General features: G+C 65.1%; 11 protein-coding genes. 4 read left to right on the plus strand and 7 right to left on the minus strand.

What is annotated here, in order from left to right; all coding sequences use genetic code 11:
* The first annotated feature begins 47 nt into the window (after positions 1-47).
* On the plus strand, positions 48-1670 hold the full coding sequence (locus ACFONC_RS06730; RefSeq protein ID WP_386742938.1) for a M20/M25/M40 family metallo-hydrolase: 1623 nt from the start codon (positions 48-50) through the stop codon (positions 1668-1670).
* Positions 1671-1858: 188 nt separating this feature from the next.
* Here the strand turns inward: ACFONC_RS06730 and ACFONC_RS06735 are convergent, their stop codons facing one another.
* Together ACFONC_RS06735 and ACFONC_RS06740 are read right to left on the minus strand one after the other, a co-directional pair.
* Positions 1859-2176: a YciI family protein gene (locus ACFONC_RS06735; protein WP_386742939.1), complete on the minus strand. Its 318-nt coding sequence runs from the start codon at positions 2174-2176 to the stop codon at positions 1859-1861.
* 111 nt (positions 2177-2287) lie between these two features.
* The gene (locus tag ACFONC_RS06740) at positions 2288-3052 is read right to left on the minus strand and encodes an SDR family NAD(P)-dependent oxidoreductase (RefSeq protein WP_386742940.1); all 765 of its coding nucleotides are present in this window, start codon (positions 3050-3052) and stop codon (positions 2288-2290) included.
* Positions 3053-3164: 112 nt separating this feature from the next.
* Between ACFONC_RS06740 and ACFONC_RS06745 the strand changes: the two genes are divergently transcribed.
* Positions 3165-4067 (plus strand): LysR family transcriptional regulator, encoded by a 903-nt coding sequence (locus ACFONC_RS06745; protein ID WP_386742941.1) that lies wholly within the window; start codon positions 3165-3167, stop codon positions 4065-4067.
* Positions 4068-4629: 562 nt separating this feature from the next.
* Here ACFONC_RS06745 and ACFONC_RS06750 read toward each other — a convergent pair.
* Positions 4630-5112 carry a hypothetical protein gene (locus ACFONC_RS06750; RefSeq protein WP_386742942.1) on the minus strand — a complete coding sequence of 161 codons (483 nt, stop codon included), beginning with the start codon at positions 5110-5112 and terminating at the stop codon, positions 4630-4632.
* Positions 5113-5382: 270 nt separating this feature from the next.
* On the opposite strand from ACFONC_RS06750, the gene ACFONC_RS06755 reads away from it, so the two are divergent.
* Positions 5383-6381, plus strand: a complete 999-nt coding sequence (locus ACFONC_RS06755; protein ID WP_386742943.1) for a transposase — start codon at positions 5383-5385, stop codon at positions 6379-6381.
* A 374-nt stretch (positions 6382-6755) separates the two neighbouring features.
* Here the strand turns inward: ACFONC_RS06755 and ACFONC_RS06760 are convergent, their stop codons facing one another.
* The 4 genes from ACFONC_RS06760 to ACFONC_RS06775 all read right to left on the minus strand — a co-directional run bounded on the left by ACFONC_RS06760 (position 6756) and on the right by ACFONC_RS06775 (position 15098).
* Positions 6756-7475 (minus strand): hypothetical protein, encoded by a 720-nt coding sequence (locus tag ACFONC_RS06760; RefSeq protein ID WP_386742944.1) that lies wholly within the window; start codon positions 7473-7475, stop codon positions 6756-6758.
* Positions 7476-7980: 505 nt separating this feature from the next.
* Positions 7981-8778 carry a ParA family protein gene (locus ACFONC_RS06765; protein WP_386742945.1) on the minus strand — a complete coding sequence of 266 codons (798 nt, stop codon included), beginning with the start codon at positions 8776-8778 and terminating at the stop codon, positions 7981-7983.
* Positions 8779-8841: 63 nt separating this feature from the next.
* On the minus strand, positions 8842-12687 hold the full coding sequence (locus ACFONC_RS06770) for a methylmalonyl-CoA mutase family protein (RefSeq protein ID WP_386742946.1): 3846 nt from the start codon (positions 12685-12687) through the stop codon (positions 8842-8844).
* A gap of 308 nt (positions 12688-12995) precedes the next feature.
* Positions 12996-15098 carry a C1 family peptidase gene (locus ACFONC_RS06775; protein ID WP_386742947.1) on the minus strand — a complete coding sequence of 701 codons (2103 nt, stop codon included), beginning with the start codon at positions 15096-15098 and terminating at the stop codon, positions 12996-12998.
* Positions 15099-15333: 235 nt separating this feature from the next.
* Here ACFONC_RS06775 and ACFONC_RS06780 point away from each other — a divergent pair, with 235 nt between their 5' ends.
* Positions 15334-16890, plus strand: coding sequence for a phospholipase D family protein (locus ACFONC_RS06780; RefSeq protein WP_386742948.1), 1557 nt, complete (start codon positions 15334-15336; stop codon positions 16888-16890).
* Positions 16891-16910 lie beyond the last annotated feature (20 nt).

Raw genomic sequence — 16910 nt, forward strand, 5'->3', positions numbered from 1 at the left:
TGCCCGTCGCTTAGACTCGAACCATCGAACCACCCTGGGGAACCACCTTGAAGCACTATCTCCTGGCCATCGCCGCTGCGCTGGCCACGTTGGGCAGCGCTGCCGCCCAGCCTGCCTTCGCGCAATCCGCCCAGCGCGCCGAACCGGTCGACCTGGACATGGTCAGCCGCATCCGCCAGGAGGCGTTCCATCATTCCCAGGTCATGCAGACCCTGGCCGAACTGACCGAGGACGTGGGTCCGCGCCTGACCAACTCGCCGAACATGGACAAGGCCAATGCCTGGGCGAAGGCCAAGCTGTCGGGCTGGGGCCTGGTCAACGTGCATGACGACGCCTTCGCCGATTTCGGCCGCGGCTGGGAGTTCAGCAAGGCCAAGGTCGAACTGCTGGCGCCGCGCGCGCTGCCGCTGTTCGCGCTGCCCAAGGCCTGGACGCCGGGGACCGACGGCCCGGTCGAGGGCGAGGCGATCGCGATCGAATTCAAGAGCAAGGCCGACATCGAGAAGCACAAAGGCAAGCTGCGCGGCAAGATCGTGTTCCTGGACCCGGAGCGCGAATACAAGCCCGGCACCGAACCCGACTTCCAGCGCCACGACGAAGCGACGCTCGAAGGCCTGCAGGAGTTCTCGGTGCCGGCCGACCGCGACGACGAGCGCGCCGAGCGCATCAAGAAGTACATGGAGCGCCGCGAACTGGCCGAACAGGTGCGCAAGTTCCTTGTGGAGGAAGGCGTGCTGGCTTCCTTCAGCATCAGCGACCGCGACAACGGCATCGTGCGTTCCACCGGCGGCGGTTCGCGCAAGGCCGGCGAGCCGGTCGGCGTGCCGGAGCTGGGCATGATCGCCGAGCACTACAACCAGGTGATGCGCGCGCTGGACGACGGGCAGACCGTGCGCCTGCGCGTCGACGTCGATTCGCGCTTCACCACCGACGACGACCGCGACGGCTACAACACCATCGCCGAGATCCCGGGCACCGGGTCCAAGGCCAAGGAAGTGGTGATGCTGGGCGCGCACATGGACTCCTGGCACACCGGCACCGGCGCGGCCGACAACGGTGCCGGCGTGGCGGTGATGATGGAGGCCGTGCGCATCCTCAAGAAGATCGGCGCCAAGCCGCACCGCACCATCCGCATCGCGCTGTGGAGCGGCGAGGAGCAGGGCCTGATCGGTTCCGGCGACTACGTGGCGCGCACGTTCGCTTCGTACCCGGAGCCCACCGATCCGGAGCAGAAGGCGCTGCCTTCGTTCCTGCGCGAGGACCGCGGCCCGCTGCAGCGCAAGCCGGCGTACGACAAATTCTCGGCCTACTTCAACCTCGACAACGGCTCGGGCAAGATCCGCGGCGTCTACGCGCAGGAAAACCTGGCGGCGATGCCGATCTTCGAGGCGTGGATGAAGCCGTTCGCCGACGTCGGGGCCACCGTGGTGGTGTCGCGCAATACCGGCAGCACCGACCACATCTCCTTCGACCGGGTCGGCCTGCCGGGCTTCCAGTTCGTACAGGACCGGCTCGACTACGGCACCAACGTCCACCACACCAACCTGGACACCTACGACCACACCTCGGCGCAGGACCTGAAGCAGGCCGCTGCGATCGTCGCCAGCGTGGTCTACCACGCCGCCATGCGCGAGCAGAAGATGCCGCGGAAGGTGTTGGCCGAAGACTGAGGACGGGGACTGTGCGGCCATCCGCCTGCGCCAGCAACGCCAGCATCTCTGTGGCCCGGGCACTGAGAAACGTTACTTCGGCCCATTCGGGGACTGGCGCGGCTGCGGCCAGGAATTCTCCCAGGAACGGGGCCAGGTCAGCCTCCTCTGGAGATAGGTAGACCTGGCCCCGTTATCATTACCGGCTTTCAGTTCGCGGTTTTCTCGGCGGCGAGTGCCTGGGCGGCGGGGCCAAGCAGGGGCACCCACTCGCGGATCTCGCTGGTGGCTACGACGCCTTGGGTGATGAACGGATCCCTGTCCACGATTGCCTGGACGTCCGCTTGATCATCCACGCGAAAGATCAGCAAGCCGCCACGCACGTCGCCCGGACCCCAAGGTCCGGAAGCGACGAGCTTGCCGGCGTCGACAAGGCCGCGCAGGTGCGCAAGGTGTGCGGGACGCGTGGCGTCCTGGAGCGCCACGTCTGGGCTGTAGAAATACATGACGGCGAAAGTCCTGGCCATGATGGATTCTCCTGATGGTTGTGCGGAATGCACGGGCTGTGTGGGCATGAGCGCTGCCGTGTTGCGCTGGGGAGCGCGGGCACCGACCCGACGACCGATCCCCGTGTGCGGCTACAGGAACATTCCGCCCGAAGCTTCGATGCGCTGACCGTTGATCCAGCGCCCCCCGGGGCCGAGCAACGCGGCAGCAGCGGCGCCGATGTCTTCCGGCAGGCCGGCGCGGCCCAACGCGGTGTTGGCGGCGATGAAGGCATTGAGCTCGGCGTTGTCGCGCACCGCACCGCCGCCGAAGTCGGTCTCGATCGCGCCCGGCGCCAGCACGTTGACGGTAATGCCGCGTGCGCCCAGCTCCTTGGCCTGGTAGCGGGTCAGCACCTCGACCGCACCCTTCATCGCCGCGTACGCGGAATAGCCGGGCAAGGCGAAGCGGACCAGGCCACTGGAGACATTGAGGATCCGCCCGCCGTCGGCCATCAGCGGCAGCAGTTTCTGGGTGAGGAAGAACGGGCCCTTCAGGTGCACGTTCACGAGCAGGTCGAACTGCGCCTGGTCGATCTCGACGAACGGCGCACGCACGCCGATACCGGCGTTGTTGACCAGAAAGTCGAACCGCTCGCGCTGCCAGTGCGTGCGCAGCGTCTGCGCGACCTGCGCGACGAACGCGTCGAAGCCCGCACTGTCGCCGACGTCCAGCGGCAACGCGGCCGCGCGGCGGCCGGTGGCCTCGATCGCAGCGACCACGGCCATAGCGTCTTCCCGACGGCTGCGGTAGGTGACCATCACGTCGGTGCCCTGCGCGGCCAGCTTCAGCGCCATGTCGCGGCCGAGGCCGCGGCTGCCGCCGGTGACCAGGGCGATGGGGGTGGAGGTGTTCATGGTGTTCTCCTTGGAATGGATCGGACGAACGCCAATCTATTGGTCGCAGCTTTCGCGATAAACCACATGGAACTGATTTGAATGTTCACTTCATGCGAACAATAATTCCCCCATGAACCCGCTCGACGTCATGCAGACCTTCATCCGGGTGGCCGAACTGTCCAGCTTCAGCCGCGCCGCCGACAGCCTCGGCCTGCCCAAGGCCAGTGCCTCGACCGCGGTGCGCAAGCTGGAGACGCTGCTCGGCACCCAGCTGCTGCACCGGACCACGCGGCGCGTCCACCTGACCGCCGACGGCCAGGCGTTCTACGAGCGCTGCAAGGACGTGCTGGACGACGTCGAGGAACTGCAGTCGATGTTCCAGCGCGGCCCGCAGATGCTGCGCGGCCGCCTGCGCGTGGACATGTCCAGCGGCCTCGCGCGGCACTTCGTGCTGCCGGGGTTGCCCGGGTTCCTCGACCGGCATCCGCAGCTGGAAATCGAACTCGGCAACACCGACCGCCGCGTCGACGTGGTGCGGGAGGGCTTCGATTGCGTGCTGCGCGTCGGCGCGGTCGAAGACAGCACACTGGTCGCACGCAGGCTCGGCGCGTTGCCGGTGGTCAACTGCGCCAGCCCCGCCTACCTGGCGCGCCACGGCACGCCGCAAACGCTGGACGACCTCGACGCGCACCGGCTGGTGCATTACGTCTCCACCCTGGGCGCCCGCCCGCCGGGCTTCGAATACCCCGACGGCGATGGTTACCGCACCCGGCCCATGGCCGGCGCGCTCACCGTCAACAGTGCCGATGCCTACGTCGCCGGCTGCCTGGCCGGGCTTGGCCTGATCCAGGCGCCCCGCACCGGCGTCGCCCACCTGCTGGACGAAGGAAGCCTCGTCGAAGTGCTTCCGCAGTTTGCCTCCGAACCGATGCCGGTCACATTGTTGTATCCCCAGCGCCGCAACCTGCCCCACCGCGTGCGCGCCTTCATGGACTGGGTGGCGGAATTGCTGGCGCCGTCGTTGCTTCCGTAAGCGGAAAGCAGGGTCGGAGCCCGGGGTGAATAACGGGGCCAGGTGAACTTTCCCCGAGTAACGGGGCCAGGTGGTGAATAGCGGGGCCAGGTGAACTTCCCCTGGCCTCCGCGAGCCGACCGATCGCCTCCGGAACCCGAACGATGGGGGCCGGAACCCCATCAATGGCCTCCGCGGCCCCATCGCTCACCTCCGGAACCCCAACGATGGAGTCCGGAACCCGATCGATGACCTCCGCGACCCCATCGTTCACCTCCGAAACCCCACCGATGGGGTCCGGAACCCCGTCGATGGCCTCCGCGACCCCATCGATCGCCTCCGGAACCCCATGTGATGGGGTCCGGAACCCCATCGATGGCCTCCGCGACCTCATCGATGACCTTCGGAACCCCAACGGTGGGGTCCGGGAGCCCATCGGTGACCTCCGCGACCCCGACGATGACCTCCGGCGCCGCAACGTTGGGGTCCCGGACCCCATCTCCGGCCTGCCCGGCCGCGGCCAGCCAAAAAAAGAAGCCGCCCTCGCGGGCGGCTTCGTGGTGCAACGTGGTGGCCGGCGCGGCTATGCGGCCTCCGGCCCCGACTCCGGCGTGGCGGCCTTGCGGCGGCGGCGGGAGAAACGGCCGCCGATCTCGCGTCGCAGTTCCTCCAGCCCCTCCGCCGCGCCGGACAGCTTGAGCTGTGCGTAGCCCTCCAGCGAGAAGTCCATCAGGTCGCTGCCCAGCGCCGTGACGGTGTCGTCCACGCGCGACTGCAGCTGGCGCAGCTGGTCCTGGATCGGCCGCAGCCGGTTGAGCGCGTCCATGTCGGCCAGCGCCTCGGCAAGGTCCATCCGCGGCGGGACGATCTGCGGGTTCTGCCCCAGCACCCGGACCACCTGCTCGCAGAACACCTCCGACCGCGGGCCCATGTACAGCAGCCCCTTGCGGTCGTCGGGCGTGAGCGAGATCAAGCCAGGCAGCGCCTGACCCAACTGCGCAATCGCGGCCGTGGCCGAGCTCGCCTGTTCTTCGCTGACCATCAGCGACACCATGTTTTGCGACATGTGCAACTCCATATGCATGAATGCCGCGACGGGATTGCCGCGGCGGTGGGCACGATGCGGGAGCGCGCGGGGCGTGTCAGTCGGGGGATGGCGCGATTGTTTGTAGGAATTTTCCTAATGCAGCTGGAGTGACCATCCCACCCCGGTAAGATCGGTATGGGCTAACGGGGCCAGGTGAACTTTCCCTACATCGCTTCACGGCGATATCCGAGGCGCGCGGTGGGCTTGCAAGGACTGCAGCCAGCCACCCGCGCGGGCATGCTCACAGGCATGGCCCGCCTCACCCGTATCGATCTTCCCGGCATCCCGCAGCACGTAGTTCAGCGGGGCAACAATCGCCTGCCCTGCTTCCTCGACGACGGCGATCGATTGCGCTACCTGCAGCTTCTGCGGGAGTCGTTGGCCACGACGCATTGCAGCCTGCATGCCTACGTCCTGATGGACAACCATGTCCACCTCCTCGTGACACCAGCCAACGCTGGCAACGTTGGCCGTTTGATGCAACGGCTCGGAACGAACTATGTAGGCCTGTTCAATGCGCGGCATGGCCGTACCGGAAGCCTGTGGGAGGGCCGATACAAGGCTTGCCTTGTCGACAGCGAGGACTACGTGTTGCGCTGCCATCGCTACATCGAGCTCAACCCTGTCCGCGCCCGCTTGACCGACGATCCGGCAACCTATCGCTGGTCCAGCTGCCCGGCCTACTTGGGCCAACGCCCCGCTTCCAGTCTCCGCGAACATCCGGCCTGGCAAAGCCTCGGCGGCAACCAGGCCGAACGTCAGGAAGCCTGCGCCGGATCCTCGACGAAGCCCTGCCGCCGGAGCAATTGGCAGAGATTCGCCTCTATCTCCAACAACAACGCGCGCTGGGCCGCGATGCCTTCAAGGCCATGGTCGAAGCAAAGACCCGACGCTTCGCTTCTGCCCGCCCTGCGCATCGCCCACGCCAAAAGCCGAACGAAGCGAAATAAGTACACCTGGCCCCGTTCTTGCCAGGCCTACTTGGGCCAACGCCCCGCTTCCAGCCTCTGCGAACATCCGGCCTGGCAAGGCCTCGGCGGCAACCAGGCCGAACGTCAGGAAGCCTGGCGCCGGATCCTCGACGAAGCCCCGCCGCCGGAGCAATTGGCAGAGATTCGCCTCTATCTCCAACAACAACGCGCGCTGGGCCGCGATGCCTTCAAGGCCATGGTCGAAGCAAAGACCCGACGCTTCGCTTCTGCCCGCCCTGCGCATCGCCCACGCCAAAAGCCGAACGAAGCGAAATAAGTACACCTGACCCCGTTCTTGCAAGGCGTGCATGTCGGAAAGTGAGCCGGGCAGACACTTCTGCAATACTTGGCTGGCGCGCATGGCCGTCAGTCCTTCTTTGGCTTAGTCACCTTGAAGGCTGCACCATGCGCGCATTTTCTTCCACTCGATCGAGCCGCAAGTGCCTGATCCTGCTTGGGGAAACGTGGGGAAACCTCAGAACCTGACCCCGTTCTGCGACCGAATAAGTGAACCTGACCCCGTTTTGCCAGTTTTGGTTCCTTCAGGGCGATGGTCGAGACCAAGACCCGGCGTTTCGCCGGCATCCGCCCTGCACATCGCCCGCGCAAACCTATCCCGGCCGAATAAGTGAACCTGACCCCGTTTTTCCCTTAGCGTGCCAAGTCCGCCTGCAAGCGCTCTCTGCGCTTAACATCTAACGATGCCTTTATGAAATCTTGGGAATTGACATGCATACCATCGAACAGATCGCGATTTGCAAAAGCAAGGAGTGCGATAACATCTCGAAAAACTTCACGAAGCACAGGTGCAAGCTCTGTGGCTTGCGCCGAACTCAACTTAATCTGCTCAAGGCTGTCTCGAAGGACGAGAGTTCGGACGGAGGTGCTATGTACTTGCTTTGAAAGGTCAGCATACTTGGTCTCCAGCGCGCGCAATGAATCACCGAGCTTTCCAGAGAAAACTGTCAACCAAGAGCAGTAGTCCCTTAGGTCCTTAAGGGTCATGTAATACTTTCTGCGAGAAGTAAGCCACTCGTACTCAACAAAATGATCTTTGAAGTAATGATGACGCCAGAAGTTCTCAATCAAGCTTCGCAGATAGAAGCTTCCGGCGCGCCCGTCCCCGGCCATTAGAACGTGCACAAGATGCAATGCATCCGAGGCGAGTTCCTGGAGAAATACACGCCTGTGCTCTTCCAAAGCAGTGGCAGCCTTAGCGAAAAGAGAAATGCAATAAGCAAATCGGTGAGTACTCCTGAGCAAATCACGCTGCCTTTGCTCAGAACCAACGCGAGTGCGATCGTGCGAATCCCAAATACCTTTGAAATCGTTACTTACTTTCCTTGTAACATCAGATACAGGACCCGCCATGGTCAGAGCTCTCGGATTAGGCGCGACCAACGCGAAACGAAATTACTCCCACCCTTAGCCTCCATTCTTTTCTGTAACGCACTTGTAAACTCTACTTGCTCGAACGCGGACAATGAGCGAAAGTTAATAAGAATGCGATTAATGTACTTCTGCCGCGACTCCTTTTGACGAAGAGTTGGAGATCCAGGAACGCTCTTAGCAATGTCACGCGGACTTGAGAACAGTTCCTTTGAGTTAAGAATCTCTCTCAGCGCCGCCTCTCTCCTCCTAGGAGTTGAGATGCTCTCTCGACCAGAAGGTTGAACAGATTTGGAACTCGTCGCGCGTCGCGCAATATGAGGCTCTTCAACTGCATTTAATGCCAAGACCAATGAAGCAATATCCTTGGAGATTTGCTCACCCCCCAAATCATCACGAACTTCGATTAGTTCTTTTTCAGTGAACCTGGACGCGAGTTCATAGAAACTAGAGAGCAACCGCATCCTGTTTTTTCGGACATTCTGATTCATAGATTATCAACCCTTTCGATAAACTCCTGGCAAATGTCCTCCAAATCATGCATCAGCTTTGGCCTTGATTTATGGAAATCTTGTGGCGGCTTTCCTGCGTCTACTGCCTCCGCAACACCCGTTGTTTGGACGAGGTGACTGTTAAACACTTCATCAGGGTAGTCGCGTCGAACTTGAGCCATGGTCTTTCTCATAGCTTCGGTCTGTCTAACTTGCGTAAATATCAATCCCAGCCTCATGAGACCTTGCCCAGATCGATCCTCATAATCCCCCATTGCCCGCTCAAGTAGTGGCAATCCAAGAACAGATAGAGGATCAGGCTTCACCGGCACTAGATAGGCATCTGAAGCCAAAAACGCGCTGTAACTGAAGATTGAGGCGGTGGGTGGACAGTCAATGAGAATGTAATCGTATTTCTGCCGCGCCGGCTCTAGAAACACACGCAGCCGATTCTCCGTTCCGCGAGGTGCATGATCTAACTTTATAAGATCAAGCGTCGATGGAACGATATCCAAATCATAGCCACCAGGCGTGACGGTGATCACCGCATTCGAAAGGCTCGCCGCATTTCTACGGCGCGCGGCAAGCGTGTCACCTTCGCTGGGCTGAAAAATATCGAAAACTGTCTTCTTATTTTCTATCCAATCCAGATAGGTTTCAGCCGGAACGATCCATTGAGTCGCATTGAACTGAGGATCTATATCAACAAGCAGTACGTCGTAGTTCTTTGCCAATTCACATGCCATCCCAACAGCAAGCGTCGTCTTCCCGACGCCACCCTTGAGATTTATCAACGAAACTACCGATGCACGCCTAGCCATTAGCATTAACTCCAATAGGATTCCGCTTAAAGCGAATCACATATTCCGCCGATACTCCCCACCCACGTCATACAACGCATGGCTGATCTGCCCCAAGCTATGCGTCTTCACTGCCTCCATCAGCGCCTCGAATACGTTCTTCCGCTCCCGCGCCGTGCTCTGCAGGTAGGCCAGCCCATGCCCGTCGTGCGGCTCGGCGGCCGCTTCGGCATCGCCGTCGATGACGTGGTGGTGGCCGGTTTCGCCCTTCGGGGCCAGGCGGTTGCGTGAGGCCTGCCAGCCGCGCACGTTCTCGATCTGCTGCCCCTTCTCTTCTTCCGTCGAGCGGATCAGCTCGATCTCGGTAGCGACCTCGCCCGCATGCTCCTTGGGCAGGAAGGTGTTGACGCCCACCAGCGGCAGCGAGCCGTCGTGCTTCTTGTGCTCGTAGTACAGGCTCTCTTCCTGGATCTTGCCGCGCTGGTACATGGTGTCCATGGCGCCGAGGACGCCGCCGCGGTCGCTGATGGCTTCGAACTCCTTGTAGACGGCTTCCTCGACGATGTCGGTGAGGTACTCGACGGCGAAGCTGCCCTGCCAGGGGTTCTCGTTGAAGTTCAGCCCCAGCTCCTTGTTGATGATCATCTGGATGGCGACGGCGCGGCGCACGCTCTCTTCGGTGGGCGTGGTGATGGCCTCGTCGTAGGCGTTGGTGTGCAGGCTGTTGCAGTTGTCGAACAGGGCGTACAGGGCCTGCAGCGTGGTGCGGATGTCGTTGAACTGGATCTCCTGCGCGTGCAGGGAGCGGCCGCTGGTCTGGATGTGGTACTTCATCATCTGGCTGCGCTCGTTGGCGCCGTAGCGTTCGCGCATCGCTCTTGCCCAGATGCGGCGGGCGACGCGGCCGATGACGGTGTATTCGGGGTCCATGCCGTTGGAGAAGAAGAACGACAGGTTGGGCGCGAAGTCGTCGATCTTCATGCCGCGGGCGAGGTAGTACTCGACGATGGTGAAACCGTTGCTCAGGGTGAAGGCGAGCTGGCTGATCGGGTTCGCGCCGGCTTCGGCGATGTGGTAGCCGGAGATCGACACGGAGTAGAAGTTGCGCACGCCGTGATCGACGAAGTACTGCTGGATGTCACCCATCATCCGCAGCGCGAACTCGGTGCTGAAGATGCAGGTGTTCTGGGCCTGGTCCTCCTTGAGGATGTCGGCCTGCACGGTGCCGCGCACGGTCTTGAGGGTCTGCGCCTTGATGCGGGTGTAGGTGTCGGCGTCGACGAGCTGGTCGCCGGTGATGCCGAGCAGGCCCAGGCCGAGGCCGTCGTTGGTGGGCGGCAGTTCGCCGGAATACTGCGGGCGCTGGCGGCCTTCGAAGAACCTGTCGATCTTTTTCTGCGCGTCGGCCCAGCGGGCGTCGTCTTCCTTGAGGTACTTCTCCACCTGCTGGTCGACGGCGGTGTTCATGAACATCGCCAGGATCATCGGCGCGGGGCCGTTGATGGTCATCGACACGCTGGTGGTGGGCGCGCACAGGTCGAAGCCGGAGTAGAGCTTCTTCATATCGTCCAGCGTGGGGATGTTGACGCCGGAGTTGCCGATCTTGCCGTAGATGTCCGGGCGCGGCGCGGGGTCTTCGCCGTAGAGCGTGACGCTGTCGAAGGCGGTGGACAGGCGCGCGGCGGGCTGGCCGACGGACAGGTAGTGGAAGCGGCGGTTGGTGCGCTCGGGCGTGCCTTCGCCGGCGAACATGCGGATGGGGTCTTCGCCGGTGCGGCGGTAGGGGTACACGCCGCCGGTGTAGGGGTAGCTGCCGGGCAGGTTTTCCTTGCCGAGGAAGGTGAGCAGCTCGCCCCAGGACTTGTAGGTGGGGGCGGCGATCTTGGGGACCTTCTGGTGGCTGAGGGATTCGCGGTAGTTGTCGACCTTGATCTGCTTGCCGCGGACTTCGTAGGCGGTGGTGTCGTCGGTGATGGATTTGAGGCGCTGGGGCCAGTCGCGGAGGAGCTTGAGGTTCTCCGAGGTGAGGGACTGGAGGGCGTCGTTGTAGCGCTGGCGGAGGGTCAGGAGGGAGCGGTCGGCCTGTAGGGCGGGTCTTGACCCGCCGTCTGCGTGGCTTGATTCGCCATGGGTTCCGATGTCGTCGGGACGGCGGGTCGAGACCCGCCCTACGAGGTCTGAAGCCGCTCCCACGGGGTTCGTGGCCGGGGTGAGGTCGTCGGCGTGGTAGAGGTCGAGTTGCTTCGGCAGCTTGTCGTCGCCGAGCTCCTGCAGGGCCTGCCAGCAGGCCTGGGCGCGGTCGGCGGCTTCGGCCTGCTTGTCGATGGCGGCGTTGATGGCGCGGCCCTGTTCGGCGATCTCGGCGAGGTAGCGGATGCGGGCGCCGGGGATGAGGACGGTGGCGCGGGGTTCCTTAAGGGTGGTGTCGAGGGTGGGGTTGAAGTTGCAGCGGCTTTGGGGAACCCCATCCCCACCCTGCCCTCCCCTTGAAGGGGAGGGTTCCTTGTTGTCGCCCCTCCTTGAAGGGGAGGGTTCCAAGGCTTTAGAGCCCTCCCCTTCAAGGGGAGGGTTGGGTGGGGATGGGGTTGCGCCAAGGTGCAACTTCTCGCGCAGCAATCGGCACAGGTTGACGAACATCCAGCTGATGCCGGGGTCGTTGAACTGGCTGGCGATGGTCGGGTAGACGGGGACGTCCTCGTCCTTGACCTGGAAGGCGACGCGGTTGCGCTTCCACTGCTTGCGGATGTCGCGCAGGGCGTCTTCGGCGCCGCGGCGGTCGTACTTGTTGAGCACGATCAGTTCGGCGAAGTCGATCATGTCGATCTTTTCGAGCTGGCTGGCCGCGCCGTAGTCGCTGGTCATGACGTACATGGGGAAGTCGACGAGGTCGACGATCTCCGAGTCGGACTGGCCGATGCCGGCGGTCTCGACGATCACCAGGTCGTAGCCCAGCGACTTGAGGAAGGCGATGCCGTCCTTGAGCACGAGGTTAGTGGCTGCGTGCTGGCGGCGGGTGGCCATGGAGCGCATGTAGACGCGGTGGCTGCGCAGGGAGTTCATGCGGATGCGGTCGCCCAGCAGCGCGCCGCCGGTGCGGCGGCGGGTGGGGTCGACGCTGATCACCGCGATGCGCATCTGCGGGAAGCTGGCGAGGAAGCGGTTGAGCAGTTCGTCGGTGACCGAGGACTTGCCGGCGCCGCCGGTGCCGGTGATGCCGATGACGGGGGTCTTGCCGCCGGCCAGCTGCCACTGCTTGCGCAGGGTGGCCAGTTCGGAGTCGGCGTAGTCGCCGTCTTCGATGGCCGAGAGGACGCGGCCGATACCGATCTCATCCTGTAGGGCGGGTCTTGACCCGCCTTCGGCCTTGGCCCCGCCGCCGGCTTCGGCCCCGTCGCCCGGGTGGCGGGTCGAGACCCGCCCTACGCGTTCGTCGCGGGCTTTTTCCACGCGCTTGACGACGTCCTCGATCATTTCCACCAGGCCCAGCTTCATGCCGTCGTTGGGGTGGTAGATGCGTTCGACGCCGTAGGCTTCGAGTTCGCGGATCTCTTCGGGGGTGATGGTGCCGCCGCCGCCGCCGACCACGCGGATGTGTTCGGCGCCGCGCTCGCGGAGCATGTCGACCATGTACTTCATGTACTCGACGTGGCCGCCCTGGTAGCTGGACAGGGCGATGGCGTCGGCGTCTTCCTGCAGGGCGGCGCGGACGACGTCCTCGACCGAGCGGTTGTGGCCGAGGTGGATGACTTCCGCGCCCTGCGACTGGATCAGGCGCCGCATGATGTTGATCGCGGCGTCGTGGCCGTCGAACAGGCTGGCGGCGGTGACGAAGCGCAGCGGGGTGGCGTCGGGCTGGGCGGCGGGGTTGGCGCCTTCGATGGCGCTGGTGGCTGGCGTGCTCATGGCGCGCTCCAACAGTAGATATGGATGCGGCCGATTGTACCGTGGGGGCTTCCCCGCCCCGCCCTGCCCTGGTGGGAGCGGCTTCAGCCGCGAGCTTTTGCCTTGCCCCTCCCCCTGCGGCGGCAGGGGGAGGTTGGGAGGGGGTGGTCACGGTTCGGGCTGATCTGAAAGACACCCCTCCCCAACCCGTCCGGCCCGCCAGCACAGCTGGCGTGCGTTCGTCGGTGCGCGAGCCTATGGCTCGCAAGCGCACCTCCTCACCCCCTGCCTTCGCAGGGGAGCGCTCGCGGCTTCAGCCGCCCCTACAGTCAGGACCCCAATGCGCGGCAGAGGGCTTCGCGCCTGGCGCGCATGCCGGCGTCGGAGTGGTGCAGGTCGAATTCCACCGGCTGGCTGCTCCGTTTGCCGAGGATGCGGGCGATGGTGGCTTCCAGCGTGGCGCGATCGTCGTCGAAGCCGCCGTGGGTGGTGGCGTTGGCGCCGTTGGGTGAGCCGGGGGGCTGGCCGGCGGCGGGCGATTGCACCCAGTCCAGGCGACCAGACTTGAGCAGTGCGTGCACGCGCTCGAAGCCGTAGGCCTGGTCGGCAACGGTCCTGGCGGCGATGAAGCGGGCCATGCCGGCGATGGGGGTGCCCTGCGACAGGCGGCGGTCGATCCAGCTGCGCGCCTGCTGTTCGAATGCGTGCGCGACCAGGTACAGCAGCGACTTGTTGTAGATGCCGGCGCAGCTGTCGTCCTGCTCGGCCTTGTCGGTGAGGGTGAACAGGCAGGCGCGGTCGACCATGCGCGCTTCGATCGCGGGCACGTAGCTCATCAGGAACATGTCCATGGTGATCGCCGGCGCCCACAGGTTGATGCTGGCGATCTTGCGGTCCATGCCAAGCATGCCGTGCGCGGGGCCGCCGATGATCTGTCCCTTCGAGGTGAGCAGCTGCAGCAGCGGTGCGAGCAGGATCGAACCGGCGCTGTGGGCGGCCAGGTGCAGTTCCACCGCGCTGTCCTGCCCTGCCCACTCGTCCAGCAGGCGCGCGACCTGCGCCGCGCCGCCGCTTTCGACCAGGCGCCCGTCGGTGCTGCGCGCGACGGCGGTGGTGGACAGCAGCGCGTTCTCCTTCATCTCGTCCCATACCGCCTTGCCGCCGATGGCGCGGGCGAGCGGTTCGAGGGTGTCGTCGAGGCGGTCGAGCAGCAGGTCCTTGGCCTTCTCGATCAGGCCCTCGCTGCGCGGGCGCGCGGCGTCCTTGAGGATGTTGCCGAGCGTGGTCCAGAAGCCGGTCTTCCAGACGAAGCACAGCGGGTAGATCTGCTGCGCGAGCATGGCTTCGCGGTAGTCGGCCACGCGCTGGATCGCGCTTTCCTCGGGCACCAGGCCGCCGTGGGCGTAGAGCAGGACGCGCTTGTGCTTCCAGCCTTTCGTGGCCTCGCGCATGTCATCGCGCACGAGGTTGCGCACGTCTTCGGCACTGGTGCCGAAACGGCCGGTGGCGCGCAGGCGGCCGTCGTTGCCGAGGCTGATGACGTGCGGGCGCAGGTCGGCCTGCGAGTAGCCGACCGACTGCCGCCCGATCGCCGAATTGCTCACCGCCGCCGATTGCGCGCGCTGCAGGTGCACGGGCACGGCCAGGCGCGCGACCCAGACGTCGGTGCCGCGTTCGAGCCATTCGTCGTAGCTGATGCGGGCGAAGCCCTTGCGGCCCCACGTGTCGCCCCAGGAGTTCTGCAGCCAGAAACCGTCGCCGTCGTAGGCGACGATGGCGAAGGCGTGGTAGCCCATCGCCGGCTGCTGCTTCCAGGCGATGCGACCGCTGGCCGGCGGGTTGATCCAGCCCTCGTGCACGCCGCCGGACGCGTACAGCACGCCGACTTCGGCGAACGCGGCGTGCATGGCGACGAGGTCCTTGTGGTTGACGCGGAAATAGGCGCCGAGCGGATTGCGCAGGGCGGCGCGGGCGCGGGCGTCGGTGTAGCAGTCGCGCTTGTCGTCGTCGGTGTCCGGCCAGGCCTCCTGCGAGCACACGCCGTGCCGGTGCCAGCCCTTCATCGCGCCGCGGCAGCTGGAGCCCGAATAGCTCTCGCCCTGCCACTCGTCGTAGCGGCGCGCCATGTCGTAGAGCATGCGCGTGCTCACGCGCGTGGTGTCGGGGCCGGAGCTGCGCGTGCGCAGCAGGGTGTGGGCAACGGTGGCCAGGCCGAACGCGGTGCAGGCGCCTTCGTCGCGCTGGTCGAGGATGGGCACGTCGAGGTCCAGGTAACGCTGCAGCGGCACGTGCGTGGGCACCTCGACCAGGGTCGGCTCGAACATGCGGTCGCGGAAGTCAGCAGTGTCGGGGCGGGCGTCGAGCAGGCGCATGCCTTCGATCGCCGGGTTGCCGGTCGAGCGATTGTTCGATGCAGTCTTCGTCGTGGCCATCTGTTTCCTCCTGCGGGAGAACGGCGGCGCAGCGCGGGCAAGGCCAGCGTGCCGCCATGCCCCGAGCATGCCCGGTCATGGTCGCCAAAACCGCGACCGCCGCGGCAAAGCGGCTTGCGGGGTGGCAACGGCGCCGGGATACTCGGCCCAACGCCCGCAGGAGCGCACTTGGGCGCAACCTCATCGCGGATCGCGCCCAAGTGCGCTCCTGCACGGCTCACAGGGGTCTGTCTGCATGTCACGAATCCAGCGCATCTTCGCCTGGGGCCTGTTCTCCCTCGTGCTGCTGGTGCTCAGCGGCTGGCTGCTGGCCGACCACCTGACGCCGCGTGCGTTCGGCGTGCCCAGTCATGCGCTGCCGCTGCGGGCGGCGCAGACCGAACTCGACCGCGAGATCGCGCCGCTGGTGGCGCGCCACGGTGGCCAGACCGGGATCATCCTGGTGCCCGACGGGCTCGACGCGTTCGCGGCGCGCGCGCTGTCGGCGCGCAAGGCCGGGCGCAGCCTCGACCTGCAGTACTACATCTGGCACAACGACCCCACCGGCCGCCTGCTGGCGCACGAGGCGTGGAAGGCCGCCGAGCGCGGGGTGCGCGTGCGCATCCTGCTCGACGACCTGAACACCCAGGGTGACGACACGGACCTGCTGGCGTTCGACGCCCACCCCAACATCGAGATCCGGGTCTACAACCCGTTCCGCAACCGCAGCGGGCCGCTGCGCGTGCTGGAACTGGTGCAGCGCTTCTTCAGCGTCAACCACCGGATGCACAACAAGGCGTGGATCGCCGACGGCCGGGTCGCCGTGCTGGGCGGGCGCAACATCGGGCAGGAATACTTCGACGCCTCCACCAAGACCAACTTCCGCGACCTGGACGTGGTGCTGTTCGGGCCGAAGGTCGTGCAGGCCAGTGCGATCTTCGACGCGTTCTGGAACAGCGAGGCGGCGCTGCCGATCTCCGCGCTCGGCGACGCCTCGCCCGAGGAGCTGGCCAGTGCGATCGCGCGGGCGAAGGCGGAGGCGCAGGGCGATTCGGCGAAGCGCTATTACCGGCGCATGGAAGCGTCCGAGACGGTGCGCGGCTACTTCCGCGGCGAACTCGCGCCGCACTGGAGCCACCGCATCGAGGTCGCCTCCGACCCGCCGCTGAAATGGAAGCAGGACGACCGCAGCGGCTGGCTGGTCAACAAGCTGGCCGCGCAGATCTTCGGCGCGAAGCGCGAAGCGCTGCTGATCTCGCCCTACTTCGTGCCCGGCGAGACGCTGGCTTCGCGCCTGGTGGACCTGGTGCGCAAGGACGTGGCGGTGGGCGTGGTCACCAATTCGCTGGCGGCCAACGACGTGCCCGCCGTGCACGCCGGCTATGCGTCTTATCGCGGGCAGCTGCTCGACGGCGGCGTCGAGCTGTACGAACTGCGCGCGCAGGGGTCGGGCGAGATCCACGGCCTGTTCGGCAGCAGCGGCGCCAGCCTGCACACCAAGGCCTTCGTGATCGACGGCACGGGCGGCTTCATTGGCTCGTTCAACCTCGACCCGCGCTCGGCCTACCTCAACACCGAGATGGGCGTGCTGTTCGAGGACGGCGACATCGCCCGGGCCTTGCGCGAGGAGTACCTGTTCCTGGCGGGCCCGGCGCTGAGCTACGAGGTATCCCGCGACGAAGCCGGCGAGCTGTGCTGGCTCGACCGCAGCAAGGACCCGCCGCTGGTGCTGCACAAGGAGCCGCAGACCACCTTCCTGCAGCGCGCCACGGCGCGGGCGATCGGCTGGCTGCCGATCGAGTCGCAGTTGTAGGGGTGGCGTGGATTCGGGAT

It is taken from the genome of Luteimonas soli (genome assembly GCF_042648865.1).
GTDB lineage: Bacteria > Pseudomonadota > Gammaproteobacteria > Xanthomonadales > Xanthomonadaceae > Luteimonas > Luteimonas soli.